Raw genomic sequence first — 26,072 nt, 5'->3', positions numbered from 1 at the left:
TGTGTTTATTATTATTTGGCTCAATACCCCCGGCGTTTCAAATCCGCCGCCAGCTTTACATAGAACTCCCGCACGTCGAAGCCCCGGATGTTCTCCCGGTTCAGATCCACCACGTCCCCGTGGGAGATGCCCCGCTTCCCCTGGGGCTCCAGGAGGGTGAACCGCTCCCCCCACTTGGCTGACTCCACCGACACCAGCCCGTCGTTCAGGCCGTCGAAGTGCTTCACGATGGGGTATGTCATATTCAGCGGGAACTTGCCATGCTGGGCCTTCTTGCAGTAGGACATGACGCTCTCATACACCACGCCGGGAGCGTCGAGCGTCACCTCGTTCCGGGCAAGGCAGGCGCTCTCCGTCAGGTCGGTCACCGCCGCCAGAAAGTCCGGGTTGGGGTCGCCCATCTTCTTCATGGCCGCATTATAAGCTGCGGCGATTTTCAGCCGTGCGGCCTGGGGGACCTTGCCCAGCAGATACTCGGCAAAGATGCAGCCCCGGTGCGGGGTGTTAATGGTGGTCAGGGTCGCCACATAGGGGGCCATCCCGCAGTGGGCGATAGCGGCCCGGCTGTCCAGCCCGCCCTTGGAGTGGGCGATGATGTTCACCTTCCCACAGCCGGTTTCCTCCACGATCTGCCGGATGCGCTCCGCCAGCTCCTTCCCGCTGTCCTCCACCGCCGCTGCGGACTGCTGCTGGCCGTAGTAGACCGTGGCCCCGTTGCGCCTCAGCTCCTTGGGGATGCGGCCCCAGTAGTTGAGGCAGCGGAAGTCCCGGAAGAATACGCCGTGGACCATCAGAAGGGGATACTTCGTCTTGCAGACCTCGCTCTCCGCCCGAACTTCGTCCAGCTCCCACTTCTGGGTCTCAAACTCCACTTCGTCCCGGCAAATGCGGATGATCTTTGCCAGATACCAGAGGTTCACCAGGGGAATCCACCCGCACAGAGCCGCCAGAACCCGGTGCTTGATCCCCAGCTGAACCGAGGTGAGGTAGACCCGGATCATGCCGTTCCAGAAGACCACGGCCAGCAGGAGCACCGCCAGCAGCAGGCCCATCGCGCCCCCAAAGACCGCCCAGCCATCCAAGAAACTATTTTCCGCAATATCGGCACGCAGTACGTTCAGCCAGAGAAGCTGGAGCAGGACAGTGGCCGTAGTGGTCACGCAGAACAGCCACAGCAACTCACAGCCCTCCGCCAGCCGCTGGATGCGCTTGGTGGGGCCGTACTTCGGAATAGGCCGGAGATTCACCCAGAGGAACGCCGCCGCCAGGGGCAGAAACAGCCACCCCGCGCCGGAAACTGACCATTCGGCGTACAGCAGCCAGACCAGCGGCAGGGCATTCGCCGCCGCCGTCAGTAACAGGCAGTAGACAATCCGCCTGACATATTTCATAGAGCCGCCTCCCGTTCAACAGCGCCCACCGGCGCTTTTCTGCATTTATAGTAGACCTTGCCAACGGGGTTGTCAAGGTGGGCGGCTCTTTTCAGAAAGCGGATTGAAGTGGGACAGAAATGATGGTATAATCAAGGCAATAAATATGATTTTTGGAGGAGGGTTTTTTATGGAGCAGGAAGGTTTTGTATCTGTATGGGCGGGCGTATTTGAGACAGATCAAGCATTAAAAGAGTATTTTGACGATATAGCAGGGCGTGACATTTCTCCTTTTAGCTTGGATTTTTTCGATGGCTGTGACATCTATCCTTTTGACATAGATTTTTCGGAGCGAAGCGTGCATGAATTTACAACAGACCCAGAAGTGTTGGTCTGCCATTATTCCGAAGGCACAGCGATAGGCCCGGAATTGAAAAAGCTATTTCCGCAGGGTTTGGAACAACCCTGCAACACGGCAATTTTGGTCTACAACTACAGGTATGACCCAGAGGAAAGCGGCTTCAATCCGAATGCGCCAGTGACTTTTTTGGGCGCTGTTCCATGTGACTTGGATTAAGGACTGAAACCACCATAGAAACACACGGCCTACGACAGCACCAAGATAGCCCGGGTGGCTCTCATACTCTTCCAGAGTATCATAACCCAGAACAACATCACGCTTGATGCCAGAACGATCCGGTACGCGGAGAGAACGAAGTGCGGCACCAAAGGTAATTATATCACAGGAGAGAATGCCGTTATCCAAAGTCAGGGTCTCCACGGCAAGATCGTCCTTGGTATAGCCAAAGAGTTGACGAGAGGAATTTAACATAAATAAAACCCTCCATAATAAAAAACTCAGCAATGAACAGAAATGAGAAAGCGGGGAAATACCATGCAAAACTATGTGTTTGGTGCAGACATCGGTGGAACAAGTGTAAAGCTCGGTCTGTTTTATGCCGACGGCAAACTTCTGGAAAAGTGGGAAATTCCAACCCGTACCGCAAACGGCGGCGTCCATGTTCTGCCTGACGTGGCACAGGCCATTGCAGAGAGCATGGGGCGGAATGGGATTTCAGCATCTCAGATTGTGGGCATCGGTATCGGTGTCCCCGGTCCTGTGGACGACAGCTTCACAGTCAATAAGTGCGTCAATCTTGGCTGGGGTGTCTTTAACATCAAGAGGCGCATGAACGAGCTGCTTCCAGACATCCCCAATATTGCTGCGGGAAACGATGCCAATGTAGCGGCGCTGGGTGAGCTATGGCAGGGCGGAGGCCGAGGCAGCCGGAGTGCGGTCATGATCACCCTGGGCACCGGGGTTGGCGGAGGTGTGGTGTTGGACGGCAAAATCGTCGCAGGCAAAAACGGGGGTGCCGGTGAGATCGGTCACATGACGGTGGAGCCTGGAGAAATAGTGCCCTGCAGCTGCGGGAAATGCGGCTGTCTGGAGCAGTACACCTCTGCAAAAGGGATCGTTCGCATGGCCAAGGTCATGCTTTCCCAATGTGACACTCCCTCCAAACTGCGGGGAATTGAGGATTTTACATCCAAACACATCTGCGAACTGGCTGTGGCAGGAGATCATATGGCACTGAAAATCATCGACCGGTTCGGCGATTATTTGGGCCGTGCCATGAGCTACATTTCCTGCACAGTAGATCCGGATGTATTCATTATCGGTGGGGGCATGAGCAAGGCCGGAAATATCGTGACCGACACGGTACTGAAATATTACCGAAAGTACGCCTTCCATGTATCGAAAGAAACCGGAGCAGCAATTGCCACGCTGGGTAATGACGCGGGAATCTATGGATGTGCAAAGATGGTTCTTGAATAAGAAATCAAATGGGAAAGGCTGTCGTTATGGCAGTCTTTTCTTTTTCCTATCTGATCATGGAGATGTATGGATGCCACGATCCGGACTGTTCTTTTTCTGGAAAAGCCTTCTGTACTCCGAGGGCGACACGCCCTTGTGCTTTTTGAAGAGGCGGCTGAAATACAGCGCGTTGTCGTAACCAATGATTGCGGATATTTCTGCCACATTGTAGTCAGTTGTTTCTAAGAGACTGACGGCATTGTTCATACGGATAGTTAGGAGATATTGTGCGGGAGGCTGGCCGATAAACTTCTTAAAGTTTCGCAAGAACCAACTTACGCTCATGCTACGAGATTTCGCATAGTCCTTGATCTGAATATCTTCATTATAGTGTTCTTGGAAATACTGTTGGGCGTACTCCATTTCCTTTTGTAGGTAAGTGCTGATGGTAGGGTTGCTCTCTTGGCGTGTGCGCTGGATCAGCAGAAAAATCTGCCGCAGATACATTTCCAGTAATTCCTGATATCCAGTACGGCAGGTTTGCAGCTCCCGGATCATTTCTTTGAACAGGTGCTGATAAGCAGAGGGAACCCCGGAGAAGAAAACATTTTTATCTGTAGGAATATCAAAATGCTTCAAAATTGCCTTTACATCTTTTCCCGTGAAGTGTACCCAATAGACCTCGGGTTGTTCTTCTCCGTAATACTCATAATGCTGTTCCTGGCGCGGTTGATAAAGGACCATGTAGCCGGCAGGTACGATTTCCTCCTGCCCGTTGAAAAAGAAGTGGGTCTTTCCGGAGGCCACATACAACAATTGATAGTCTAAACGGCCCCTGGGATGCCAGGTCGGGAGTTTTTGCTTTGTTCTCAGCCGGTAGGTACCGCAGCTGCCCACCAACAGCGGTTTGGACTTGTCCTTGATCGGTACGCGGGTGTTGTACAGATAACCTGAGTTGACATACATGCGGATCCCTCCCGGCTTTTTTCGGTCACAACATTTTTGTGCTGATGTGCTGTTTGGTTAATTGTATCATTTTGTGCATGTTTTGTCCAATGCAGTTTATAGAAAAAGGAGAAAATTTCCGGGATAATACACACAGAATTCATTGCGAGGAGGAAGCCCCACATGATCGTCCCTGCCTATTTTGAAGACCTGCTGATCCAGTCTGAAAACGCTCTGCCCAACCGAGCCTACTTCATCCCCGCGTCCAACCGTCTGGACGACACTGCGGAGCATCGGGAACGCTCCGATCGCTTCCAGCTGCTAAACGGCGACTGGAAGTTCCGCTACTACCCCAGTATCCATGACCTGACTGAGCTGTTCTATGAGGAAGGTTTCGATCCCTCCGCCTACGACACCATCCCCGTTCCCAGCGTCTGGCAGAATCATGGCTACGATCAGCACCAGTACACCAATATTCATTACCCCTTCCCGGCAGATCCTCCCTTCGTTCCCCAGGATAATCCCTGCGGCGCTTACCTGACTTCCTTTACCTATGCTAAGGACGAAAAGGCACCCAAGGCTTACCTGAACTTTGAGGGTGTGGATTCCTGCCTGTATGTCTGGCTCAACGGCGAGTATGTGGGTTACAACCAGATCTCCCACTCCACCAGCGAGTTTGATGTGACTGATAAGATCCGTGAGGGCGAAAATACTCTGGCCGTTCTGGTGCTGAAGTGGTGCGATGGCAGCTACTTGGAGGATCAGGACAAGTTCCGCACCAGCGGCATCTTCCGGGATGTATACATCATCAAGCGTCCTGAGAACCATGTGCGGGACTACTTCGTGACCACCCAGCAGGAAGAGGATAAAGCTACTGTCCGCGTTCGCTTCGCCTTCGCCGGTGAGAGTGTTCCCACTGTCATTAGGCTGCTGGACGCTGAGGATCGTCTGATCGACGCCGCCGAAGTGACCACGAAGGAGCATATCGGCAACTATACCCATCAAGCTATCCTGAACATTCCCCAGCCCACCCTGTGGAATCCCGAGAAGCCCTATCTCTACACCATGCTCGTCGAGTGCGAGAACGAGATCATCACCGACCGAGTGGGCATCCGGGAGATCAAAGTAGATGGGATGCAGGTATTCCTGAATGGAACTCCCATCAAGTTCCGCGGTGTAAACCGCCACGATTCCGACCCCGTGACCGGCCCCGTCATCAGCGTGGAGCACATGAAGCGCGACCTGCGGATGATCAAGGAGCACAACTTCAACGCCATTCGCACCAGCCATTACCCCAACGCCCCCATGTTCTATCAGCTGTGCGACCAGTACGGTTTCCTGGTCATTGACGAGGCCGACCACGAGAGCCACGGTGCCGCCGAACTGTACTGCGGAGAGAACGACGTCTGGGAGAACCACACCGAGCACTGGAACGAGCCCTTCGCCGACAACCCCAAGTTCCTGGAGGCTACTATGGAGCGCACCCAGCGCTGTGTCCAGCGGGACAAGAACCGCCCCTGCGTCATCTGCTGGTCCATGGGTAACGAGAGCGCCTACGGCTGTTGCTTCGAGGCTGCGCTGGCCTGGACCAAGAACTTTGACCCCGCCCGTCTGACCCACTATGAAAGCGCTCAGTATCGCAGCCGCAAGCGCAAGTACGATTTCTCCAACATTGACCTCTACAGCAATATGTACCCTGCGCTGGAGACCCTGCAGGAGTATGTGGACGATCCTGAGTCCGACAAGCCCTATCTGATGTGTGAATACTCTCATGCCATGGGCAACGGCCCCGGTGATCTGGAGGACTACTGGCAGTTCATTCAGGCCAATGAGTGCATGTGTGGCGGCTTTATCTGGGAGTGGTGCGATCACGCCATTTACAAGGGCAAGGCTCCTAACGGCAAAGGTATGTACTGGTATGGCGGCGACCACGGCGAGTACCCCCACGATGGCAATTTCTGCATGGATGGTCTGGTTTATCCCGACCGTCGTCCTCACACCGGTTTGATGGAATACAAAAACATACACCGCCCTGTTCGTGTTGTTGATTATGATCAGGCAACCGGCCAGCTGACCCTGCACAACTACATGGACTTTGTCTCCCTGCAGGACTACATCACCGCCTCTTATCAAGTCACTTGTGATGGTGCGCTTGTTCAGGAAGGCCAGCTGGATAAAATCCCCGCCATCGCTCCCCACATGAGCGGTACCGTGACCCTGAACGTCCAGGTTCCCGCCAAGGGCCGCTGTTTCCTGAAGATCAGCTACTTCGCCAAAAACAACTCCGAACTGATCTCCGAGGGCTTTGATTTGGGCTTCGATGAGATTACTCTGGAGAATCAGGATGACCGCAATCAGATTGCTCTGGCATACTGGCAGAGAAAGGCCATCCTGGAGGACAGTATTTCTGTTACAGAGGACTACCGGTATCTGACTCTCACAGCTGCAAACTTCACATATCGTTACGATAAGTTTACCGGTATGTTTGCCCGGATGACTTATCAGGGCATGGAGCTTCTGGACCGTCCCATGGATCTGAACGTGTGGCGCGCTCCCACCGATAACGACCGCAAGCTGAAGGCTGACTGGTTTGCTGCCCACTACGATAAGGCCATCACCCGGGCGTATAACACCCACTTCGTGGCCATGGACAGCGAGGTTCGTATCCACAGTGACCTGTCTATTGGTGCCATCGCTGTGCAGCGGTTCATGACCGTAGAAATCGACTGGACCGTGACGGTTGCAGGCGGCGTCTGTGCCAACATTCTCACCAAGCGCAACATAGAATTCCCCGAGCTGCCTCGCTTCGGTCTGCGCCTGTTCGTTCCTGAAAACATGGAGCAGGTTGCTTATTTCGGTCTGGGTCCCATGGAAAACTACATTGACAAGCGAAATGCTGCCAGCCACGGCTTGTACCGCGATACCGTGGACGGGCTTCAGGAGGACTACATCCGTCCCCAGGAGAATGGCGCTCACGGTAGTTGTGACTATGTGCTTCTGGAAAGCGACAAACTGCGTTTGATCGCAGTTGGCCCCGAACCCTTCAGCTTCAATGCATCCCATTACACGCAGGAAGAACTGACCGAGAAGGCCCACAACTACGAACTGAACAAATGCGGCAGCACCGTATTGTGTCTGGACTACCGGCAGAACGGTATTGGCTCTGCGAGCTGTGGCCCCGTTTTACAGAAGAAATACAAGCTGATCGACGAAACCATCGACTTCGCCATCCGCGTCATCCCCGAACTGAAATAACTGAATAAAGAGAATAGGAGATGCTATTATGGCTGAAAAGAGATATTTGAAATGGTACAACAAGGTGGGTTACGGCTCTGGCGATATCGCCGGCAACGTGGTCTATGCGTTCCTGACCTTCTTCGTTATGATCTACCTGTCCGATACCATCGGCTTGAACACCGGCATTGTTGGCACCCTGATGGCAGTATCCAAGATCTTCGACGGCGTTTCTGACGTCATCTTTGGCTCCCTCATCGACAAGACCAAGACCAAGATGGGTAAAGCCCGTCCCTGGATGCTGTGGCCCTATCTGGGTTGTGGTGTCTGCCTGTTCGCGATTTTCTCTATTCCCACTTCCTGGGGCCAGACCGCTCAGTACGCTTTCTTCTTCATCTTCTACGTGATGCTGAACGCAGGCTTCTACACCGCAAATAACATCGCTTATTCCGCTTTGACCGCTCTGATCACTAAGAATGAAAACGAGCGTGTTCAGATTGGTTCTCTGCGCTTCGTCTTTGCATTCACCACCAGCACCATCATCCAGGCTGTTACTTTTGGCCTTGTTGAGCACTTCGGCAACGATGCCGCCGCATGGAGAATTGTTGCACTGATCTATGTCATCATCGGCATTATCTCCAACACCGTCTCCGTCCTGTCCATGAAGGAATTGCCCGAAGACGAGATTGAAGCCAAGAAAGCAGTTGACGCTCCGGAAGAAAAGTACACCCTGCGCGAAGCTGTCGGTCTGTTGGTCAAGAATAAGTTCTACCTGCTGATTCTGGGTGTCTATCTGCTGACTCAGCTCTACACCGCTTTCACCGGCATCGGCACCTACTACATGACTTATGTGTTAGGCAACAAGGAGCTGATGGGTTATTTCGCAAGCGCGCTCAACATCCCCATGATTATCGGTCTGTTGTTGGTGCCCACCATCGTTGCAAAACTGGGCGGTATGTATAAGATCAACTATTCCGGCTATGCTCTGGCCACCATCGCAAGAATCCTGGTGATCGTGGCTGCTTACATGGGCAGCGTTCCCATGATGTTAGCTTTCACCGCCATCGCTTCTCTTGGTATGTGCCCCCTGCAGGGCGACCTGAACGCTGTGATCGCTTCTGCTTCCGACTACACCTATCTAACCACTGGTAAGCGTATCGACGGAACCATGTACTCCTGCACCTCTCTTGGCGTCAAGATTGGCGGCGGACTGGGCACCGCCATCTCCGGTTGGTTGCTGGCAGCTGCCGGATTCATCGAGGGCGGCGTGGCCACTCAGCCTGACTCTGTTCTGACTATGCTGAATGTGATGTATCTGTGGTTGCCCGCTATCTTCTGCGGCTTGGTTACTTTCCTGCTGACCAAGCTGAATGTGGAGAAGGCCAACGCTAAGTTGCTGGAGCCTAAGAACTGAGTAAGTTATCCAAAAAATGAGGGACCTCATATGACAAAAAAACATTTTCTGATCTCCGCTCCCGGCCGTACAGAGATTAGCGGTAATCATACCGATCACCAGCGTGGCTGTGTGCTGGCCGCCGCAGTAAATCTGGAAACGGTGGCAGATGTAATGCTGAATGGCAGCAACAACATCCGCGTTCGCTCTGAGGGATTTCCTGAGGTTGTGGTCGAACTGGATGATTTGAATATCCGCGAAGAGGAAAAAAACACCTCCGCGGCCCTGGTTCGTGGCGTCGCAGCTGCCTTTGAGCAGCTGGGAGCCCGGATCAAGGGATTCGATGCCGAGACCCACTCAACCGTTCTTCCGGGCAGCGGACTGAGCTCTTCTGCCGCTTTTGAGGTGCTGATGGGCACCATCTGCAACGAGTTGTTCTTTGATCGGAAGCTCAGCCCGGTGGAAATCGCTCAGATCGGCCAGTATGCCGAAAATGTGTACTTCGGCAAGCCAAGCGGCCTGATGGATCAAGCGGCTTCCTCCGTGGGCGGCATGGTCTATATCGACTTCGCTGATCCGGATCATCCCCAGGTTGAGCGCATCGAGTTTGATTTTGAAAAGGCTGGCCATGCCCTGTGCATCATTGACAGCGGTGCTGACCACGCCGATCTCACTGATGAGTACGCGGCCATTCCCCGTGAGCTGAAAGAGATTTGCAATTTCTTTGGAAAGGATGTTCTGCGAGAAGTCCGCGAAAAAGAATTTATGGAGGCTCTGCCAAATCTGCGAGGGAAGGTTTCTGACCGTGCCATCCTGCGGGCCATCCATTTCTACCAGGAAAACAAGCGTGTCATGGAGCAGAAAAAAGCGCTGCTTGAAAACGACTTCGATGGTTTCCTTGGTCTGGTTACTAAATCCGGGTACAGTTCCTGGATGTATTTGCAGAATATCAGTCCTGCCGGTGCCACGCAGCATCAGGAGGTGGCGGTTGCTCTGGCCATGTGTGATACCCTGCTGAATGGGCGTGGGGCTTACCGTGTCCACGGAGGCGGCTTCGCCGGAACGGTGCAGGCATTTGTTCCTGTTGATATGCTGGAAGAGTTTAAAAGTGGAATTGAGCGGGTACTGGGTGAAGGCAGCTGCCACGTGTTGCACATTCGTAATGAGGGTGGCGTGAGATTGTCCTGAAGGAGGAACGGAAAATGGATGTGAATGTGTATATCGCTTCTTTGGTCCAATATGGCCTGAACAAGAAGCTGGTTCAGCCTTGTGACACGATCTATGTAACCAACGGGCTACTGGAGGCTATGAAACTGGACAGCTACGACCCTGCCAAACCGGAAGCCATGAGCCTGGAGGATATTCTTCAGGGGCTGTTGGAGGATGCGGTGGAACGGGGTGTCTGCGATGATGACATCACCAGCCGTGACCTCTTTGACACCAAACTAATGGGGATTCTGACTCCCATGCCCCGTGAGGTGCATCAGACCTTTTCCGAGATGTACGCCACCAGCCCTGAGACTGCCACCGACTGGTACTATAACTTCTCACAGGATACCGATTACATCCGCCGCTACCGCATCCAGAAGGATGTGCGTTGGAAGACGGCCACCGAATACGGCAATCTGGATGTGACCATCAACCTCAGCAAGCCGGAAAAAGACCCTAAGGCTATTGCAGCCGCAAAGCTCGCTCCCCAGTCCGGCTATCCCAAGTGTATGCTCTGCGCGGAGAACGAGGGCTATGCGGGACGTATGAACCACCCCGCCCGCCAAAACCTGCGCACTATTCCAGTTACCATCGCCGGTGAGGGCTGGCATCTGCAGTACAGCCCCTATGTCTACTACAACGAGCACTGCATTGTGTTCAATCATGAGCATGTTCCCATGGTCATCAACAAGGCCGCTTTCTCCAAACTGTTGGACTTTGTTTCTCTGTTCCCCCACTACTTTGTGGGCAGCAACGCAGATCTCCCCATCGTAGGCGGCAGTATCCTCAGCCACGAGCACTTCCAAGGTGGCCACTACTGCTTCCCCATGGAGCGCGCGGCGGTCGAGCGTGAGATTGTCTTTGCTGGTTTCGAGGATGTGAAGGCCGGCATCGTTAAGTGGCCCATGAGTGTCATCCGTCTGCGCTGCGGCAAAAAGGCGCGTCTGGTAGAGCTGGCTGATAAGATTCTGCTGAGCTGGCGTGGTTATACCGACGAGGATGCTTTCATCTTTGCAGAGACCGAAGGCGTGCCCCACAACACCATTACCCCCATCGCCCGCCGCCGGGGAACGGACTACGAACTGGATCTGGTTCTGCGCAACAACATCACCACCGAAGAGCATCCTCTGGGCGTGTACCACCCCCACGCTGAACTTCACCATATCAAGAAGGAAAACATCGGTCTCATTGAGGTTATGGGCCTGGCTGTGCTGCCTGCCCGCCTGAAGCAGGAACTGGCCGGTGTGGAGAAGGCTATCCTTGCCGGAGAAGAGCTGACTGGTGAACTGGCCAAGCACGCCGACTGGGTGGAAGAGTTGAAAAAGCAGCACACCTTTACTAAGGAGAATACCGCCGCCATTCTGAAAGTGGAGACCGGCAAGGTCTTTGCAAAGGTGCTGGAGCACGCGGGTGTCTATCAGCGCAATGAGAAGGGCGCGAGGGCCTTTGATAAATTCGTGAACTATGTGAATGAGGAGGGCTAAGTCATGAAGGTACTTGTAACCGGCGGTGCCGGATATATCGGCAGTCATACCGTAGTCGAACTGATACAGGCTGGCCACAGCGTTGTGATCGTAGATGATCTGTCCAATGCCAGAACGGATGTCGTATGCCGTGTAGAGAGCATCGTGGGGGAAAAGATCAAATTCCGTGTGATGGATTGCGCCGACAAGGAACAGATGCGTACCATATTCCAGGAGAACGAGTTTGATGCCGTGATTCACTTCGCAGGCCGCAAGGCTGTTGGCGAGAGCGTCAAAAAGCCTCTGGAGTACTACCGTACCAATCTGGACAGCACCATGACTCTGCTGGAGTTGATGGAGGAGTATGGTTGTAAAAAGTTTGTATTCTCCTCTTCTGCCACGGTCTATGGCCCCGAAAATCCCTATCCCTATAAAGAGGAGATGCCTGCCATCCAGTCCAGCAGTCCTTATGGCTGGAGCAAGGTAATGAACGAGCATATCCTGACCGACTATGTGACGGCCCACCCTGATTTCTCTGTGGTGCTGCTGCGCTACTTCAATCCCATTGGCTCCCACGACTCCGGCCTGCTGGGCGACGACCCCAACGGCATCCCCAACAATCTGATGCCCTACATTGCCCGTGTGGCAGCCGGTGTTCTTCCCGAACTAACCATCTTCGGCGGTGATTATCCCACTCCCGACGGTACCTGCCAGCGTGACTACCTCCACGTGGTTGATCTGGCTGTGGGTCACCTGAAGGCGCTGGAGTATGCGGAGAACCATACTGGTGTTGAGGCCATCAACCTGGGCACCGGCAACGGTATCTCTGTTCGTGAGCTTGTCCGTGCCTTTGAAACTGCAAATGACATTAAATTGCCTTATGTAGTTGGGCCTCGGCGTGAAGGAGATCTTCCCGCTTTCTGGGCAGATGCCACCAAGGCTAAAGAACTGCTGGGATGGGAAGCAACCCACACCGTAGAAGATATGTGCCGCAGTGCTTGGGATTTTGTGAAGAAGAATACGAAATAACGAAAAAACGCTTGATACCGAAAGACTCAGGTATCAAGCGTTTTTTTGTGGCACAGAGTTGTGAAACTTTGTGTATGAATTGACCCAGTTTGTCCATTTTTCAGGCCAAAATATTATTTGAGTTTTCGTAAAAATCAAAAAGGGCAAAAATGGAAACTGCATCAAAAGTGCAGCTACGATTTAATGCGGCAAAGCCGCGGATCTTCAGCTGCCGCTGGTTAGGCTTCAAAGGTTTGAAGTATCCTCGGATGCCAGAGTGTGCCTTGGACAAAAGGGTGTACAAGCCTTCCGCCAGCCGGTAATAGAAAAAGAAGACTTTTGGCTTGAGCAGAGCGGCGGCGTCAATGCAAATTTTAAAATGGCAGTTTCTGTGTATCTTCCTGCAATGCCTGAGCCATCTCAGAAATCAAGCAGCTCTTTGAGGCCATGGCACCGTAGCACACATCGGCAGCAAATTTCTGGAATGGCCGTGCCATACCCTCCGAAATTTTCTGTGTGAACTTGAAAATTTCTCTTTTCATAACGCCTGTATTTGTTGTATAATCAGCCATGAGGAATTCCTCCTGATTTGTTTGGCGTGGTTTTTTGTGGTGATTAAATTATACCACATTTCAGGATGGAATTCTTCTTTTATTTTCATTTTTTCACTGAATCCGTCTGCTTTTTTAATCGTCATTATGCCAAATTGAAAAAATACGAAAACTCAAATACAATGATAAAAAAGAAATGCGTAGAGGTGAATCACCTATGAGCATAGATACTCGCTTGTTGAAAATTGGGGCGCAGATTAAATTGAAACGCTCCTGGAAGCTGAATCAGCCCATTCCCTTGGCAGAGGTGGAGGCCATAGAGTCAAAATACGGTTTCCAGTTGCCAGAGGAATATAAGTCTTTCATCACCAAAATCGGAAACGGCAGCAGTCTACCCCCATTTCGAGAGGAATCTTGCCAACTGTATCCATTCAAAGACGGCCACCAGCTAAACCGGCTCCATGAGGATTTTCCGCTTATAGAGAACTGGGAGTGGGACACAGATCCAGAGTTCTGCATGGATGATCCAGAGGATAGTGAAAAGTGGAAGCGAGTGCAGGAGAATGGCGTCCTTGTTTTGGTGGAGGAGAATGTCGAGGGTGGTCAAACCTGGTTCCTGATTGTCTCCGGCCCCCGCCGGGGCGAAGTCTGGGAGCGGGACGAGAGTGGCGTGCTTCGTCTGCCGGGCTGTACCTTCCTGGACTGGGTAGAGCTGTACCTGTCTAAAAAGCTGACGTCCTACACCGATCAGCTATTCCGGGAGGAAAAGGAACGACAAAAAGCTGGCGATCCTCTTGCCAGGATTCGAGGGCTGATGGCTGGCAAACGGCGGAGGGACATTAGTTGGAATCCTCCTATCTCACTGGAGGCTGTGCGGGACTTTGAGAGAAGACACGGGATCGCTCTGCCAGAGGAATATGTTACATTCATTACGGAAATCGCCAATGGCTGTGAGAATTTCCCGGCTGCAAACAGCTGTGGAAAAGGCGGTGTATTTTTCTCCTTGGAGCAGTTGGACTGTCTGCCTAACCTGGGAAAGCCGTTCTATTTTACAGAGAACACCGACGAAACTCGCCGTAGCTTAACGAATTGCTTTGGCCCTAACGCCTATACGGGGAAAAATCCGGTCTGGCACTCTTTATTCAAAGACTTTCCCAGGGAAGACCCTATTAGCCCAGTGTGGATTTGTGAGGATTACAGCGTACTATGCGGCGCATTGCCCTTTGCAACATACAACGATGACCGGCCAAACTGGAACATGCGGGCCACACAGCCAATCCTGATTGTAACAGGGCCGCTCCAAGGACAGGTGTGGCGCTCTTGTTCAGCCCAACTCCGGCCTGACGGCATGAGTTTTTACCAGTGGGTCCTCCAAATGCTGGAGGGCGGTGCTCGCTAAATGTGCAAAAGCCATTCATTGGTAGGAAAAACGGCAAAACCTTTAAGTGGGCGAAAACAACGGGAATCCAAAAGAGTAAAGCTATCTCAAACAGCCGGAGGTGACTCATGAAGAACGAAGCGCAAATTCGAATATTACTGCTCCAGCAGTATCTCTGCACCTTAACAGATGAGGAACACGCCGCCTCCGTTTCAGACATCCTCCAATTCTGGGAATCCCACGGTATCCAGGCCGGCCGCAAGAGTGTGTACAGCGACATCCAGATCCTGATTGACCAAGGCGTGGACGTTGTCTGTGTCAAGAGCACCCAGAACCGCTACTTCGTCGGCTCCCGACTGTTCGAGCTGCCGGAGCTGAAGCTGTTGGTGGATGCGGTGGAGTCCTCGCACTTCATCACCAGGAAGAAAAGCGCCAGCCTGATCCGCAAGCTGGCCTCCCTCACCAGCCAGGAGCAGGCCAAACAGCTCAACCGCCCTGTCTACATGGAGGGCACAGCGAAGCAGGACAACGAGGCAATCTACTATGCGGTGGACATGATCCACACCGCCATCCAGGAGAAGCGGCGGATCGCCTTCCAGTACATAGAGTACACCGCAGAGAAAGAAAAAGTCCTCAAGCACGACGGCTATCGGTACGAGTTCAGCCCCTATGCCCTGATCTGGAGCCGGGACTATTACTACGCCGTGGGCTGGTCGGAGAAACACGGCAAGCTGGCCCAGTTCCGTGTAGACCGCATGACCGCTGTGAAGCTGCTGGTGCAGGAGGCCATACCAGCGCAGGACTTCGATCCCGCGGCGTATGTCCACCAGGTGTTCGGGATGTTCGGAGCCGACATCCAGAGGATAACACTGCTGTGCGAGAACAGCACCATGCGCAGCGTTGTAGACCGCTTCGGAGAGGAGGTGCAGACAGAGATCATAGACGGAACGCACTTCCAGGCCACCGTGGATGTTGCCCCCAGCCCGCCCTTTTTCGCCTGGGTCTTTACTTTTGGCGGGAAAATCCGTATTATGGAGCCGGAGGAGATTGCAGCGAAAATGAGAGAGATGGCAAGATGGCTGCAATAGGGCCGTTTTCAACACAAGTTGAATTGAGCGATGTCTGGGGTATGATCTATATAATAAATTACTATTTTACAAATTCGCAAAATGAAAAAATTTAAGGAGGAACAATGTTATGATTCGTTGGTTACAGCAGGAAGGTGGAGAAGGGCGTTTCAACAGCAGTTTTTTCCGCAATGATGAAAATGAGGATGAACTTATTGTTTACGCAAACAGCGATCATCCTGACTTCATGGAATATGCGGAAAAGTGCGTTGAAGCATTCAACAACCTTTCGGTGCCTGTGATAAATGAGATTTGTCAAAAGCTCATAAGCTGTGCTCAAGAGGGGGGCGGCTTAAATGAAGAATTCGAATTACCTGCCCTTGATAATCCGCTTGATATATTAAATTATTGCTGGTTCATGGTGTTGTATGTGGGGATGGAAAGCAAAGATGATGAAATAGCCTATGCGGTTGAAGGCGAAGGTGAGTGGGGAGAGAATATCGGTTTTGTTATAAAAAATGATAGTGTCGTTTATGTGGGTGCTGATTATTTGGATTATATGGAAAATGCACACTAAACTTCCAGGGTGCTGCCCAATACAGTATCAAAAAAAGTCGAAACCTCGTGAGGTGTTCCCAACTGGGGACACCTCATTTTTGCCCTCTTGCCAATCGAACAAAGACACGATATACTATGGTCAAGCCGTTTACTACCGGGTAAACGATAAAGGGGGTATGCAAAATGAATCAGACATTCGGCGCCTTTGTCCGCCAGAAGCGGATGGCGCTGGGAATTTCCCTCCGGGGGCTGGCCGCACGGCTGGGCCTGTCTCCCGTATATATGAGCATCATCGAAACAGACCGTAAACCTGCGCCGGCCAAGGAACATCTGGACAGGCTGGCAGAGGAACTGCATCTGAGCAAAGAGGAGCGGGAGCTGTTTCTGGATCTGGCAGCCGCGTCCCAAAAAATGAAGGTCCCGGCAGACCTGCCGGAGTATATCATGGAGCGGGACATCGTCCGCGCCGCTCTGCGCACCGCCAAGGAGGTGGATGCCACTGACGAGGAGTGGCAGGAGTTTATTGACCGTATCACCAAACGGACGTCCAAGAACAGGAGGGATGGACCATGACAAATATCTATTATCAGGAACAGGTGCTTGAAAATATTGCGCGAAAGGTGCTGTGCGGCTATGATTCCGCGCTGTACTACGGTTCCCCTGCCGCCGTCCCCATTGAGGAGATGATCGAGGCCCACGGCGTATCCCTGGAGTACCAGTATCTCCGGAAGAATGGCCGCATCCTGGGCAAGACCATTTTTGACGAAGGTCTGGAGGCGGTGTATGACATGGAAAACCGGGAGTACACCCTCTTCCCTGTCCGGGCCGGCACCATTCTCATTGATGCCTCGCTCTGTGAGGAGGACGCCAGCACAGGCCGTCTGCGCTTTACCTGCGCCCACGAGCTGGCCCATTGGATACTCCACAAAAAGCTGTACACCGGCACAGGCCGGAGTGCGGCTATGATTGCAGAACAGTCCGAGACTACCCTGGAAGTACAGGCCAATATGCTTGGCTCCGCCATCCTTATGCCCATCGCCCAAATCAAGCGGTGCTTCTACCAGCTCCGGGGAGGCCGTCAGGACGGCCAGCTCATCGACGATATGGCCAATGTGTTTCAGGTGTCCAGACAGGCCATGCGCATCCGGCTCACCAACCACCGACTGCTGTAAAGTTTTATCGTTATGTTCACTAAATGTTCACTAAAAAGGGAACAGCAGGAGGTGGAAATGAAGGAGAAGGAATCCCGCACGATCTACTGCCCGGTTTGTCACCGGGGCCGTATTCTGGACGCGGCAAGCCAGACAGATCCCGCACACCTGCGGCTCTTCGGGCCACGGCAGTCCGCCAAGGCGGAGTGGTTCACCAAATGTCCAAAATGCGGGGCACAGATCGGAATGATATTTCAGAGAGAAGTAAATATTGAGCAGCAGCAGGCGGGAGCGTGATCCCGTCTCTCCCTCAACCCCAATACTTAGTCAAGCGCACCAACCGCCCGTCATCACCGAGCAGGCAGCGTATCACATCGCACTACACTGCCTCTCCTGACCGGCCCCGCCCGATACTCGGGCCGCGGCAGGCCGGGATATCAGGGATGTAACTACGGGAGCCATCGCGTTCGGAGCCTTACAGGTAGCTTTTTAGCTATGTGTAAGGCTCCTTTTTTGTTGTCCTTTTCGCCAGCTGAAAGGCGGAAAGGATCGTTATGTCTCTGCGCTACTGGCAGCCATATACAGCGAAATACCCGTGACCTCCAATCTCAAAACCGCACCTTTCCCCCAAATTTTGAGATTGGAGATCACCCAAATGAAATTTACATATTTGGTCTATAAGCAGGTCAACGGTACCCGGCAGCTTGCCGCCGCAACACAAGAGGAGTGGGACGCCATTCTGAAAAAAACAGGCGGCTGCCGTTAGAGCAGCGCCGCCGCTTCATGAAGGACTGTATTGAGGACGGGGATGAAGTGGATTGTATGTATATCGAAGTGCCCGCCTCGGAGCATCGGGAGTGGAACAGCAAAAATACGATCAGACAGAAGAATCGTAAGCTTGGTATGCGCTATACACATCAGTCTCTGGATGCCGGAGTCCCGGATACTGATGTAGAGACGCTGCACGAATGCGTTCCCTCTGGATTCAATCTCGAGGGCGCTGTAGCGGATCAGGTTCTCATAGAAGAACTGAAATGTGCGCTGCGGGCTTGGAACCCCTGGGCAGAGGAGCTGCTGGACCTCTATATAGCCGGGGCAAAGCGTTCCTGCACAAGCGTTTTGTGTCAGAAATACCGACTTAGTGATCGAACTGTTCAGAGGCGAAAAGAAGCCTTTGAAAAATTTGTTTTGGATTTTTTGAAAAAATGATGTCGGTTTCAGGCCTTTGAGGTTGTGGTAAAGGGATGAGAGGGCAAAACAGCCTCTCGTGCTCTTTGAAAAACACCGCAGCCCTGCGGTCATATCCGGCAACTGGAATACGTTCCCTGACGGTCCCGCCTAAGAAACGGGAAAGCGATACGGAGGATGCGCCAAGACCACCTGTAGCGGAAAGCGAATTGCAGTGAATTTCCTTTTCTGCTATAAAAGACGGCCAAATAAGGTGCCCAGCGGTCCCCATCCATCCCAAAACAGCCCTGGCAAGCTGTTTCGCAAAGACCCCGTCAGAACACAATGATACTCCCGCCCAGCCACAGTCTCAAACAATGGGGGCGGCTCGGAGAGAACCTCGGAGGGGTGAGATGCCCGTGATGTGCGCCAGCACAGTTCCAGACTGCCGCCCAAGGCTCGGGAAGTAGTGTCGAATAGAGCCGGCAAACAAACAACAACAGAAAGCGGGGCCGCCCTCCGCAAAAGGATAGCAGCATCTTTGCACAACCTGCGCAGGAGCGGCCCCGTTCTTTCAAGACAGAGGAGAAAACAACTATGGATTTCAAGAGAACCCGTCTTATTCAGCGGGGCGATATCTATTACGCCGACCTCTCGCCGGTTACCGGCTCAGAGCAGGGGGGCATCCGGCCCGTCCTGATTCTCCAGAACAACGTGGGCAACCACCACAGCCCCACCGTTATCGCCGCCGCTATCACAGGGTATGTCAAGGGTAAGCGCCAGCCCACTCATGTGCGGCTCAAGGGTGCGGCCTGCGGCCTGTTTCGGGACTCCACTGTCCTGCTGGAGCAGGTCCGGACTCTGGACAAGTCCCGCCTGGGCGAGTATATGGGCAGCGTGGGCGAGGACAAGATGCGTGAGGTGGATGCCGCGCTGAACATCAGCGTGGGACTGAAAAATACATAGCGGGAGGAAACAGTCATGCCAGCGAAAAACGCCAACATTGATTACTGCGGCATTCGAAACCTGCTCTGCCTGCTGGCCGGGCAGGGCTTCACGGAAGCCGAGCTGAAAAAAATTGCCGCCCGAATTGCTCAGGCGACAGGCGCAACCATCATTTTTTGTTGAGTTTCACCACTCTATTTCCATAGCTTTTGAAAGAGTAGTGTGGTATTGTGTGTTGCTGACAGGAGGAGGTGCAGACCATGAGCAGAAGACAACAGACCACAGGAAGCCTTGCGCTGGAACAGAAGAAAGTCATCGTTATCGAGGCCGCACAGAGGCCGGAGACGCAAAAACTCCGCGTTGCCGCCTACTGCCGGGTAAGCTCCGACTCCAGCGACTAGATGAACTCCTTCGCCGCCCAGCTGAACTACTACACCACGCTCATCAGCGGCAAGGACAACTGGACGATGACCGATATCTACGCCGACGCGGGGATCTCCGGTACCTCGGCGCAGAAGCGCCCGGACTTCCAGCGGCTCCTCTCAGACTGCCGCAGGGGGCGGGTGGACAAGATCCTGGTCAAGTCTGTCTCCCGCTTCGCTCGGAACATGGCGGACTGCCTGAGCATCGTGAGGGAACTGGGTGTCACAGTGATCTTCGAAAAGGAAAATATCAGCACGAAAGACCCCAACTTTGATGCACTTACCTCCCTGATGGCTGAGTTCGCCAGATCGGAATGTGAGCATCTCACGAAAAATTCCGCCCATACACACTACATGGGTACAATCAGCCGCCCCACGAAAAGGACGTGGAAGAAGACGATCCGGCTGCCTGGGCGTCCGGAGAAAACAATCACATTCAGGATGGAGTGATTACATATGACAGGAACCACCCCAAGAGTCATCGTTATCCCACCCAAGCCGGAACTGGCCCGTTCCAAGGCTGTCCAGCGCCAGCTGCGTGTCGCGGCCTACTGCCGGGTGTCCACAGACGATGAGGAGCAGCTCACCAGCTACGAGGCCCAGCAGACCTACTACACCGACAAGATCATGACCAACCCCCAGTGGACCATGGCCGGGATCTTCGCTGACGAGGGCATCACCGGCACTTCGGCCCAGAAGCGGCCTGAGTTCCAACGGATGATCCGCAAGTGCAGACAGAAGAAAATCGATCTGGTGCTGGTCAAATCCATCTCCCGCTTCGCCCGCAACACAGTGGACTGCCTCAACTACATCCGGGCCCTGCGTACCCTCGGCATCGCCGTGATTTTCGAGAAGGAGAACATCAACACGTTGGAAACAGACAGCGAGATGCTCATCACCATGATGGGCGCCTTCGCCCAGGCGGAGAGCGAGTCCATGTCCGCCAACATCGTCTGGGGCAAACGGCAGGCTATGCGGGAGGGCAAGACGAACGTCCAATTCCAGCATCTGTACGGCTATGAGCTGGATGAGGACGGAAAACCCCGCATCGTCCCCGAACAGGCGACGGTGGTGAAGCATATCTACGACAGCTTCCTCGCCGGCCGCAGCATCCGCATGATCAAAAAGGAGCTGGAGAGTCAGGGCGTCCTCACCGCCAAGGGTGGGACGGTCTGGTCTGAGGCTGCCATCCGCAACATCCTGAAAAATGAAAAATATTGCGGCGATGTCCTGATGCAGAAGACCTACACCCAGGACTGCATCAGCAAGAAGCAGCTCCGCAATATGGGACAGCTCCCTATGTACCTGGTGCAGGACAACCATGAGGGCATCATCACCCGTGACAGGTTCAACCAGGCAAAGGCGGAGTTCGCCCGGAGGAATGCGGGCCGGGCTCCCAGCCAGAAGCTGGCCCCCACAGGCCGCTCCTGCTACAGCGCCAAATACGCCCTTACCGAGCGGCTGGTGTGCGGTGAGTGTGGAACTCTCTACCGCAGGTGCGTGTGGGTCAAGCGAGGACAGAAGTTCGCCGTGTGGCGCTGTGCCAGCCGGGTGGACTACGGCTCGGAATACTGCCACGACTCCCCCACACTCCGGGAGGGTCCCCTGCAAGCCGCCATCCTCGCCGCCATCAACACTGCCATGAGCCAGCAGGAGGCACTGATGGGGCAGATTGAGGATGCCATGCGGATGGAGCTGATCCCCTTCCCCGGCGCCATGAGTATATCGGATATCGACCAGAGACTGGATGAGCTGGACAAGGAATTTCAGGGGTTGTTCGCTGACTCCAAAGACGGAGGCTTCATGAAGCACGCTGAGGAGTTCAAGCGTATCTCCGCTGACATGACTGCTCTGAAAGAACAGAGAGCCAGACTGCTGGAACAGCAGAACAGCGACTCCGCCGCCAGCCAGCGGATCGCCAATGCGATGGAGATTCTGAAAACTGGCGATGCCGCTATCCAATGGGAGGAGAGTACCATCCGCCAGCTGGTGGATACGGTGAAGGTGTTGTCCGCAAACCGGATCAGGATCTATCTCCACGGTGGGATCGAGATCGAGCAGACCATCGGAGAGGAACAGTGAACATGATCTATATTACCGGCGACACTCACGGCGGCTTCCAGCGGTTCACCACCAAAAACTTCCCCCAGCAAAGACAGATGAGCCGCAATGACTATGCGATCATCACAGGCGATTTCGGGGGTGTGTGGGACGATTCGCCCAGAGAGACATACTGGCTCGACTGGCTGGAGGAAAAGCCGTTTACCACCCTCTTTGTGGACGGGAACCATGAAAACTTCGACAGGCTCAGTGAACTTCCCGTCCACCAGTGGCAGGGTGGGAAAGTCCACTATGTCCGGCCCCATGTGCTTCACCTGATGCGTGGGCAGGTCTTCGAGATTGATGGCACATCCTTCTTCACCATGGGCGGCGCTGCCTCCCACGACATCCAGGACGGCATCCTTGATCCGGCGTCCCCCGATTTTGAGCGGGAATACTGGTTCAAGCGCCGGACACGGCAGATGTTCCGGGTGAAGGGAGTCTCCTGGTGGCCCGAGGAGCTGCCCTCAGTGGAGGAATATGAGGAGGCCGTCAGGAATCTGGAACGGGTCAACTGGAGGGTGGACTGCGTCCTGACCCACTGCGCTCCCACCAGTATCCAGCAGAAGCTGGATCGAAACTACACCCCAGATCGTCTGACGGACTTCCTCCAGATGGTCAAGCGGTGGTGTCAATTCAGTTACTGGTTCCTGGGCCACTACCATCGGAACTGCGTGGTGGATGACCGCTTTATCATCCAATGGAAACAGATGGTGGAGCTGCAACGGGAATAACAGCGGCATCACCGCCCGATACCGCTAAGGAGCAAGCCCTCGGATGACCGAGGGCTTGCTCGTTGGCGATTTCAAATCCCAGAGAATAAAAACAGGCGCACTCGCGCCGGAAAGGAGAAGCTGGATGAACGTCAGAAAACCTGTTGACTACAGCGCCATGTTCGCGGTGCGGGACACCCTGATGGCGGCAAACCTGCCACAGATGGAACTGTATTGCGGGATTGGCCGGCTGGTCAGCGGCAGGCCGGAGAAAGGCGCCGCTGTCGCCGCTGCGGAGTATCTGTGCGCTGCTTACCCTGACGCCTCCGGCTTCTCCCCCCGGAACCTGCGCCGGATGCGGGAGTTCTACCATACCTATGAGAGCATACCGGAGGTGCTGGCTGAGGCCATGACCATCGGCTGGACACAGAACGTGGTCATTATGGAGGCGGAGCTGACTCCCCAGGAACAGGCATGGTACATCAAAGCGGCTGGGCAGTTCGGCTGGTCGAAGCTGGAACTGGTCGGGAATATCCGTGAGCGTACCCACGAAAGCATGGCCCTCGACAACACAGCCGATCCATGTTATAGTAACGGCAGCGGAGGTGATGAGGATGGCAAAGAAAAAACTTCCGGGGCATTTCTGCAAGGTCTGCGGGATGCGGAAGTCCAACGAAAGCTTCAGCGGCAGAGGTCATGCGGCGCATATCTGCAAAGCCTGTTCCCGCCTCTCACCAGCGCGGCAGGCGGAGGAGATGACGCTCCGCCGTTTGGAAAATCTACCGCTGCGCCGCCTGAGCGAGAGCGAGATGACGTGGCTGAAAAATCGAACCCACGACCACAGGCCCGACGTGAAGTCCCTGGCCTGTATGGTCTATGCGCAGCGATTTCCCCGCCAGGTGCGAAACCAGAAAAAGCAGGAGCTGTCCATCCAAACGCTGAAGCTGAACATCGATGGCGATATCTGCGATCCCTATGGCGACCCGGTGTACATCAGAGAGAGTTACCAAGTCAGCCGGACATCGTCGGCTGTTGTCCGCATCCAGCAGGATGGCACATCTCAGACAGTATCGCCGCCGCCCAAAATCCTGAACAAACTGTTGAAGTGGACGGTACACACGCTGGAGATTTTCTGGTGGAGAGAGGATTATTGCGGCCCTGCCGATGTTGATTCGGAGGATGCGGAATCTCCGCTGTGGAGCGCCCATGTGGAATACTCCAACGGAGAGATTCAGGATATGGGATCGGCGGACGATGTGCCTGACCCTGTTCTGGAACTTTTATCTGCTCTTGCTGAACTCTTTGAGTAGACACAGCGCCTCCGCTATGCTATAATTACAGCAAAGGCTTGCCACTGGAGGACAGACGGATGGACAAGGATACGGTCAAGGATCTGACCCTGATGCTGATGTATCTCACCTCCTGGGAGGAAAACCTTGTCCCGGAGCTTCACGAAAAGCCTGACCGCCTTGGCTTTCGTCCTCAAATCCGCCGCACCTGGAAAGGGTACGATTTCGGCATTCTGAATGAGCTGACAGACGAGGGACTGGTCAATGCCAGAAACCGCAGCAAGTCCGCTTCGTTCACGGATGAGGGTGCTGCCAAGGCACTGGAACTGCTGATGCAGTATGGGATCACTCTGGAGCAGCAAGGCGGAGAGGAGGCCGGGGTCGATGGGACAAAATGATAAGATCCAGCTTTTCGAGGATAAGCGTATCCGTACCGCATGGGACGAGGCGAAGGAAGAATGGTTCTTCTCAATCGTAGATGTGATAGCGGTTCTGACAGACAGTAAAGACCCTGCCGCCTATTGGCGCAAGCTAAAACAACGGATGCGTGAGGAAGGCAGTGAAACCGTGACAAATTGTCACGGTTTGAAGATGACAGCTGCGGATGGCAAAAAACGCTTGACTGATGTAGCGGATACCGAGCAGCTTCTGCGTATCATCCAGTCCGTCCCCTCTCCCAAAGCGGAACCGTTCAAAATGTGGCTGGCCCAAGTTGGCAAGGAGCGTATTGAGGAAACCATTGATCCTGAGTTGACCATTGAGCGTGCCTTGGAAACCTATCTGAGAAAAGGATACAGCCGTGAATGGGTCAACCAACGGCTCCAGGCGATCCAGGTGCGAAAAGAGTTGACCGATGAATGGGATGCTCGTGGTGTTCAACGGGGTATCGAATACGCCATCCTGACCGATGAGATCTCCCGCGCATGGTCTGGTATGACCACCAGGCAGTATAAGCGTCTCAAAGGCTTGAAAAAAGAGAATCTTCGTGATAATATGACCACGCTGGAGTTGGTTTTGAATATGCTGGCCGAAGCGACCACCACAGAGATCTCGAAACAAAAAGAGCCTGAAACATTTGCAGAAAATGTTGAGATAGCGCGTGCGGGCGGCAAAGTGGCTGGGGATGCACGCAAGGCTGTGGAAACGCAGACTGGTGTTCCTGTCATTACATCCCAGAATGCAGCCCAACTCAATCAGGTGGTAACCGATATGATCGAGGGAGTAGCCTCCGAAGGAATCGATAAACCTGATGCAGATAAATAGTATTTGTGCAAAACCTGAAAACTGAAATTTGCAAAAACACAAAAAAATATCGCCTCCAGCGGCGAAATAGCATTGCAGTGTGCCGAGAGTAAATCTTGAAAAACCTGTCATATCAATGCTTTGGAGACACTGGCCTCCCGCTTCCGGAGACGCGGGTTCGAAAGTGGGCACGCGCTCCAGAAAAAGAGGTCAAAAAAGATTTTTGGTGAAAAAACTGAGAGATTTCAAGACCTCAGAGGCCCTTGGATAGTGAAAATCCAAGGGCCTCAAAATTTAGATTTTTCCCCACCTCCTATTCACTCAGGCAGGACTTAAACCTGCGGCAAAACAGTTTCAAATAGGGCGCTACGATTTTGAGCGCCTGTATTGAGCGTCGATCCGTCAGTTCTAAAGGAATTGACAGACCGGCGCTTTTTGTTTTTCCAGGAAAACACAATACTCCCAGCGCCTGTTTTCAAAACAGGCAAAATCAAAAAGGGCCCCAGACTTTTCAGCGCAAAAAGTTGCCATTATATTAGACGGTGTCGTCAATAAAGAAGGAGCCAAATAGCAATACAACGTATTTGGACAGCAGCAGCGAAAGAAGCGGCATTTTTAGCGTAGCGAGTCGCAATACCGCGCCATCTTTTGAGAAGCAGGAAAGCGTTCTCGACGAGATGGCGAAGTTTGTAGAAATATTTATCATACTTCCGAGGATGTTTTCGGCTTTTCCTTGGCGGAATGACCGGTATCATTCCCTCGTCAACCGCCTTGAGGATGATTGCGTCCGTATCATAGCCTCGATCTGCCAGAAGATATTCTGCCTGAAATCCCTCGATCAACCGCGCTGCAGTTGTGCAATCCGCTGTGGTACCAGAAGTGACAAAGAATCGCACCGGCATACCATGCGCATCCACGGCCAAATGTATCTTGGTGTTGAGCCCCCTTTTGTACGGCCCATCGCCTGATTTCCACCCCGCGCGCCAGCAGCGTCAGGATGTACTTTGATATGGCTGGCGTCGATCATCAGCCACTCAAAGTCGGTGTC

The 26,072-nt window shown here is 53.6% G+C and carries 26 protein-coding genes and 3 pseudogenes; 24 read left to right on the top strand and 5 right to left on the bottom strand.

Annotated features, from left to right (window positions below):
• Positions 1–20: 20 nt before the first annotated feature.
• A complete protein-coding gene (locus C814_RS19535) occupies positions 21–1,391 on the bottom strand; it encodes an esterase/lipase family protein (RefSeq protein WP_016317175.1) in 1,371 nt (456 codons plus the stop codon).
• Positions 1,392–1,560: 169 nt separating this feature from the next.
• Between C814_RS19535 and C814_RS24685 the strand changes: the two genes are divergently transcribed.
• Entirely contained in the window at positions 1,561–1,947 is a 387-nt protein-coding gene (locus C814_RS24685; protein WP_016317174.1) for an immunity 22 family protein, read from the top strand.
• Between the two features lie 33 nt (positions 1,948–1,980).
• On the opposite strand, the pseudogene C814_RS24680 reads toward C814_RS24685, so the two are convergent.
• Positions 1,981–2,202, bottom strand: a pseudogene (locus tag C814_RS24680) (galactose-1-epimerase); the annotation flags it as partial.
• 63 nt (positions 2,203–2,265) lie between these two features.
• Between C814_RS24680 and C814_RS19525 the strand changes: the two are divergent.
• Entirely contained in the window at positions 2,266–3,210 is a 945-nt protein-coding gene (locus C814_RS19525; protein ID WP_016317172.1) for an ROK family glucokinase, read from the top strand.
• A gap of 54 nt (positions 3,211–3,264) precedes the next feature.
• On the opposite strand, the gene C814_RS19520 is transcribed toward C814_RS19525, so the two are convergent.
• Positions 3,265–4,155 (bottom strand): helix-turn-helix domain-containing protein, encoded by an 891-nt coding sequence (locus C814_RS19520; protein ID WP_016317171.1) that lies wholly within the window; start codon positions 4,153–4,155, stop codon positions 3,265–3,267.
• A gap of 162 nt (positions 4,156–4,317) precedes the next feature.
• Between C814_RS19520 and C814_RS19515 the strand changes: the two genes are divergently transcribed.
• From C814_RS19515 to galE, 5 genes are read left to right on the top strand one after another with little or no spacing between them, the layout of a single operon-like run.
• On the top strand, positions 4,318–7,389 hold the full coding sequence (locus C814_RS19515) for a glycoside hydrolase family 2 TIM barrel-domain containing protein (RefSeq protein ID WP_016317170.1): 3,072 nt from the start codon (positions 4,318–4,320) through the stop codon (positions 7,387–7,389).
• Positions 7,390–7,417: 28 nt separating this feature from the next.
• Positions 7,418–8,782 (top strand): MFS transporter, encoded by a 1,365-nt coding sequence (locus C814_RS19510; protein WP_016317169.1) that lies wholly within the window; start codon positions 7,418–7,420, stop codon positions 8,780–8,782.
• Between the two features lie 30 nt (positions 8,783–8,812).
• Positions 8,813–9,949, top strand: coding sequence for a galactokinase (locus C814_RS19505; RefSeq protein ID WP_016317168.1), 1,137 nt, complete (start codon positions 8,813–8,815; stop codon positions 9,947–9,949).
• Positions 9,950–9,963: 14 nt separating this feature from the next.
• Entirely contained in the window at positions 9,964–11,454 is a 1,491-nt protein-coding gene (gene galT / locus C814_RS19500) for a UDP-glucose--hexose-1-phosphate uridylyltransferase (protein WP_016317167.1), read from the top strand.
• 3 nt (positions 11,455–11,457) lie between these two features.
• Positions 11,458–12,462, top strand: coding sequence for a UDP-glucose 4-epimerase GalE (galE, locus tag C814_RS19495; RefSeq protein ID WP_016317166.1), 1,005 nt, complete (start codon positions 11,458–11,460; stop codon positions 12,460–12,462).
• A 353-nt stretch (positions 12,463–12,815) separates the two neighbouring features.
• Here the strand turns inward: galE and C814_RS19490 are convergent, their stop codons facing one another.
• Positions 12,816–13,013: a hypothetical protein gene (locus tag C814_RS19490; RefSeq protein ID WP_016317165.1), complete on the bottom strand. Its 198-nt coding sequence runs from the start codon at positions 13,011–13,013 to the stop codon at positions 12,816–12,818.
• A 196-nt stretch (positions 13,014–13,209) separates the two neighbouring features.
• Between C814_RS19490 and C814_RS19485 the strand changes: the two genes are divergently transcribed.
• The 17 genes and pseudogenes from C814_RS19485 to C814_RS19425 all read left to right on the top strand — a co-directional run bounded on the left by C814_RS19485 (position 13,210) and on the right by C814_RS19425 (position 25,045).
• The gene (locus C814_RS19485; protein ID WP_016317164.1) at positions 13,210–14,391 is read left to right on the top strand and encodes an SMI1/KNR4 family protein; all 1,182 of its coding nucleotides are present in this window, start codon (positions 13,210–13,212) and stop codon (positions 14,389–14,391) included.
• Positions 14,392–14,498: 107 nt separating this feature from the next.
• Complete coding sequence (locus C814_RS19480) at positions 14,499–15,458, top strand: helix-turn-helix transcriptional regulator (protein WP_016317163.1); 960 nt, start codon at positions 14,499–14,501, stop codon at positions 15,456–15,458.
• A gap of 109 nt (positions 15,459–15,567) precedes the next feature.
• A complete protein-coding gene (locus C814_RS19475; protein ID WP_016317162.1) occupies positions 15,568–16,014 on the top strand; it encodes a DUF6985 domain-containing protein in 447 nt (148 codons plus the stop codon).
• Between the two features lie 164 nt (positions 16,015–16,178).
• Positions 16,179–16,568, top strand: coding sequence for a helix-turn-helix domain-containing protein (locus C814_RS19470; protein WP_016317161.1), 390 nt, complete (start codon positions 16,179–16,181; stop codon positions 16,566–16,568).
• Positions 16,565–17,167, top strand: a complete 603-nt coding sequence (locus C814_RS19465; protein WP_016317160.1) for an ImmA/IrrE family metallo-endopeptidase — start codon at positions 16,565–16,567, stop codon at positions 17,165–17,167. The genes C814_RS19470 and C814_RS19465 overlap by 4 nt, the downstream gene beginning before the upstream one ends.
• Positions 17,168–17,224: 57 nt before the next feature.
• Entirely contained in the window at positions 17,225–17,443 is a 219-nt protein-coding gene (locus C814_RS19460; RefSeq protein WP_016317159.1) for a hypothetical protein, read from the top strand.
• A 486-nt stretch (positions 17,444–17,929) separates the two neighbouring features.
• The gene (locus C814_RS23195) at positions 17,930–18,355 is read left to right on the top strand and encodes a hypothetical protein (RefSeq protein ID WP_016317157.1); all 426 of its coding nucleotides are present in this window, start codon (positions 17,930–17,932) and stop codon (positions 18,353–18,355) included.
• 555 nt (positions 18,356–18,910) lie between these two features.
• Positions 18,911–19,279 carry a type II toxin-antitoxin system PemK/MazF family toxin gene (locus C814_RS19455; protein WP_016317156.1) on the top strand — a complete coding sequence of 123 codons (369 nt, stop codon included), beginning with the start codon at positions 18,911–18,913 and terminating at the stop codon, positions 19,277–19,279.
• 15 nt (positions 19,280–19,294) lie between these two features.
• Positions 19,295–19,441 (top strand): hypothetical protein, encoded by a 147-nt coding sequence (locus C814_RS24290; protein ID WP_016317155.1) that lies wholly within the window; start codon positions 19,295–19,297, stop codon positions 19,439–19,441.
• Positions 19,442–19,518: 77 nt separating this feature from the next.
• Complete coding sequence (locus tag C814_RS24675; RefSeq protein ID WP_016317154.1) at positions 19,519–19,659, top strand: hypothetical protein; 141 nt, start codon at positions 19,519–19,521, stop codon at positions 19,657–19,659.
• Complete coding sequence (locus C814_RS19450) at positions 19,660–20,130, top strand: recombinase family protein (protein ID WP_016317153.1); 471 nt, start codon at positions 19,660–19,662, stop codon at positions 20,128–20,130.
• A 6-nt stretch (positions 20,131–20,136) separates the two neighbouring features.
• Complete coding sequence (locus C814_RS19445) at positions 20,137–21,762, top strand: recombinase family protein (RefSeq protein ID WP_016317152.1); 1,626 nt, start codon at positions 20,137–20,139, stop codon at positions 21,760–21,762.
• Between the two features lie 2 nt (positions 21,763–21,764).
• On the top strand, positions 21,765–22,514 hold the full coding sequence (locus C814_RS19440) for a metallophosphoesterase family protein (RefSeq protein ID WP_016317151.1): 750 nt from the start codon (positions 21,765–21,767) through the stop codon (positions 22,512–22,514).
• 43 nt (positions 22,515–22,557) lie between these two features.
• Positions 22,558–23,034: pseudogene (locus C814_RS24995) on the top strand (DUF1016 N-terminal domain-containing protein); the annotation flags it as partial.
• Positions 23,035–23,107: 73 nt separating this feature from the next.
• Positions 23,108–23,803, top strand: coding sequence for a hypothetical protein (locus C814_RS24670; RefSeq protein WP_016317150.1), 696 nt, complete (start codon positions 23,108–23,110; stop codon positions 23,801–23,803).
• A 59-nt stretch (positions 23,804–23,862) separates the two neighbouring features.
• Positions 23,863–24,180 (top strand): DUF6429 family protein, encoded by a 318-nt coding sequence (locus C814_RS19430; RefSeq protein ID WP_016317149.1) that lies wholly within the window; start codon positions 23,863–23,865, stop codon positions 24,178–24,180.
• Positions 24,167–25,045, top strand: a complete 879-nt coding sequence (locus C814_RS19425; RefSeq protein ID WP_016317148.1) for a BRO-N domain-containing protein — start codon at positions 24,167–24,169, stop codon at positions 25,043–25,045. The genes C814_RS19430 and C814_RS19425 overlap by 14 nt, the downstream gene beginning before the upstream one ends.
• 527 nt (positions 25,046–25,572) lie before the next feature.
• On the opposite strand, the pseudogene C814_RS0105575 reads toward C814_RS19425, so the two are convergent.
• A pseudogene (locus C814_RS0105575) lies at positions 25,573–26,072 on the bottom strand (IS5 family transposase); the annotation flags it as partial.

It is taken from the genome of Anaerotruncus sp. G3(2012) (genome assembly GCF_000403395.2).
Classification (GTDB): domain Bacteria; phylum Bacillota; class Clostridia; order Oscillospirales; family Ruminococcaceae; genus Anaerotruncus.
This window is presented reverse-complemented; position numbering and strand designations above follow the sequence as displayed.

Bases quoted from the DNA above. Each gene is read 5' to 3' on its own strand.
- C814_RS19455 (WP_016317156.1), top strand. From the start codon at position 18,911: ATGGATTTCAAGAGAACCCGTCTTATTCAGCGGGGCGATATCTATTAC.
- C814_RS23195 (WP_016317157.1), top strand. From the start codon at position 17,930: ATGAAGGACTGTATTGAGGACGGGGATGAAGTGGATTGTATGTATATC.
- C814_RS19425 (WP_016317148.1), top strand. From the start codon at position 24,167: ATGGGACAAAATGATAAGATCCAGCTTTTCGAGGATAAGCGTATCCGT.
- galE (WP_016317166.1), top strand. From the start codon at position 11,458: ATGAAGGTACTTGTAACCGGCGGTGCCGGATATATCGGCAGTCATACC.
- C814_RS19470 (WP_016317161.1), top strand. From the start codon at position 16,179: ATGAATCAGACATTCGGCGCCTTTGTCCGCCAGAAGCGGATGGCGCTG.
- C814_RS19505 (WP_016317168.1), top strand. From the start codon at position 8,813: ATGACAAAAAAACATTTTCTGATCTCCGCTCCCGGCCGTACAGAGATT.
- C814_RS19475 (WP_016317162.1), top strand. From the start codon at position 15,568: ATGATTCGTTGGTTACAGCAGGAAGGTGGAGAAGGGCGTTTCAACAGC.
- C814_RS24670 (WP_016317150.1), top strand. From the start codon at position 23,108: ATGGCAAAGAAAAAACTTCCGGGGCATTTCTGCAAGGTCTGCGGGATG.
- C814_RS19480 (WP_016317163.1), top strand. From the start codon at position 14,499: ATGAAGAACGAAGCGCAAATTCGAATATTACTGCTCCAGCAGTATCTC.
- C814_RS19460 (WP_016317159.1), top strand. From the start codon at position 17,225: ATGAAGGAGAAGGAATCCCGCACGATCTACTGCCCGGTTTGTCACCGG.
- C814_RS19430 (WP_016317149.1), top strand. From the start codon at position 23,863: ATGGACAAGGATACGGTCAAGGATCTGACCCTGATGCTGATGTATCTC.
- C814_RS19515 (WP_016317170.1), top strand. From the start codon at position 4,318: ATGATCGTCCCTGCCTATTTTGAAGACCTGCTGATCCAGTCTGAAAAC.
- C814_RS19535 (WP_016317175.1), bottom strand. From the start codon at position 1,391: ATGAAATATGTCAGGCGGATTGTCTACTGCCTGTTACTGACGGCGGCG.
- C814_RS19520 (WP_016317171.1), bottom strand. From the start codon at position 4,155: ATGTATGTCAACTCAGGTTATCTGTACAACACCCGCGTACCGATCAAG.
- C814_RS19450 (WP_016317153.1), top strand. From the start codon at position 19,660: ATGAACTCCTTCGCCGCCCAGCTGAACTACTACACCACGCTCATCAGC.
- galT (WP_016317167.1), top strand. From the start codon at position 9,964: ATGGATGTGAATGTGTATATCGCTTCTTTGGTCCAATATGGCCTGAAC.
- C814_RS24675 (WP_016317154.1), top strand. From the start codon at position 19,519: ATGAGCAGAAGACAACAGACCACAGGAAGCCTTGCGCTGGAACAGAAG.
- C814_RS19490 (WP_016317165.1), bottom strand. From the start codon at position 13,013: ATGGCTGATTATACAACAAATACAGGCGTTATGAAAAGAGAAATTTTC.
- C814_RS19525 (WP_016317172.1), top strand. From the start codon at position 2,266: ATGCAAAACTATGTGTTTGGTGCAGACATCGGTGGAACAAGTGTAAAG.
- C814_RS24685 (WP_016317174.1), top strand. From the start codon at position 1,561: ATGGAGCAGGAAGGTTTTGTATCTGTATGGGCGGGCGTATTTGAGACA.
- C814_RS19440 (WP_016317151.1), top strand. From the start codon at position 21,765: ATGATCTATATTACCGGCGACACTCACGGCGGCTTCCAGCGGTTCACC.
- C814_RS19445 (WP_016317152.1), top strand. From the start codon at position 20,137: ATGACAGGAACCACCCCAAGAGTCATCGTTATCCCACCCAAGCCGGAA.
- C814_RS24290 (WP_016317155.1), top strand. From the start codon at position 19,295: ATGCCAGCGAAAAACGCCAACATTGATTACTGCGGCATTCGAAACCTG.
- C814_RS19465 (WP_016317160.1), top strand. From the start codon at position 16,565: ATGACAAATATCTATTATCAGGAACAGGTGCTTGAAAATATTGCGCGA.
- C814_RS19510 (WP_016317169.1), top strand. From the start codon at position 7,418: ATGGCTGAAAAGAGATATTTGAAATGGTACAACAAGGTGGGTTACGGC.
- C814_RS19485 (WP_016317164.1), top strand. From the start codon at position 13,210: ATGAGCATAGATACTCGCTTGTTGAAAATTGGGGCGCAGATTAAATTG.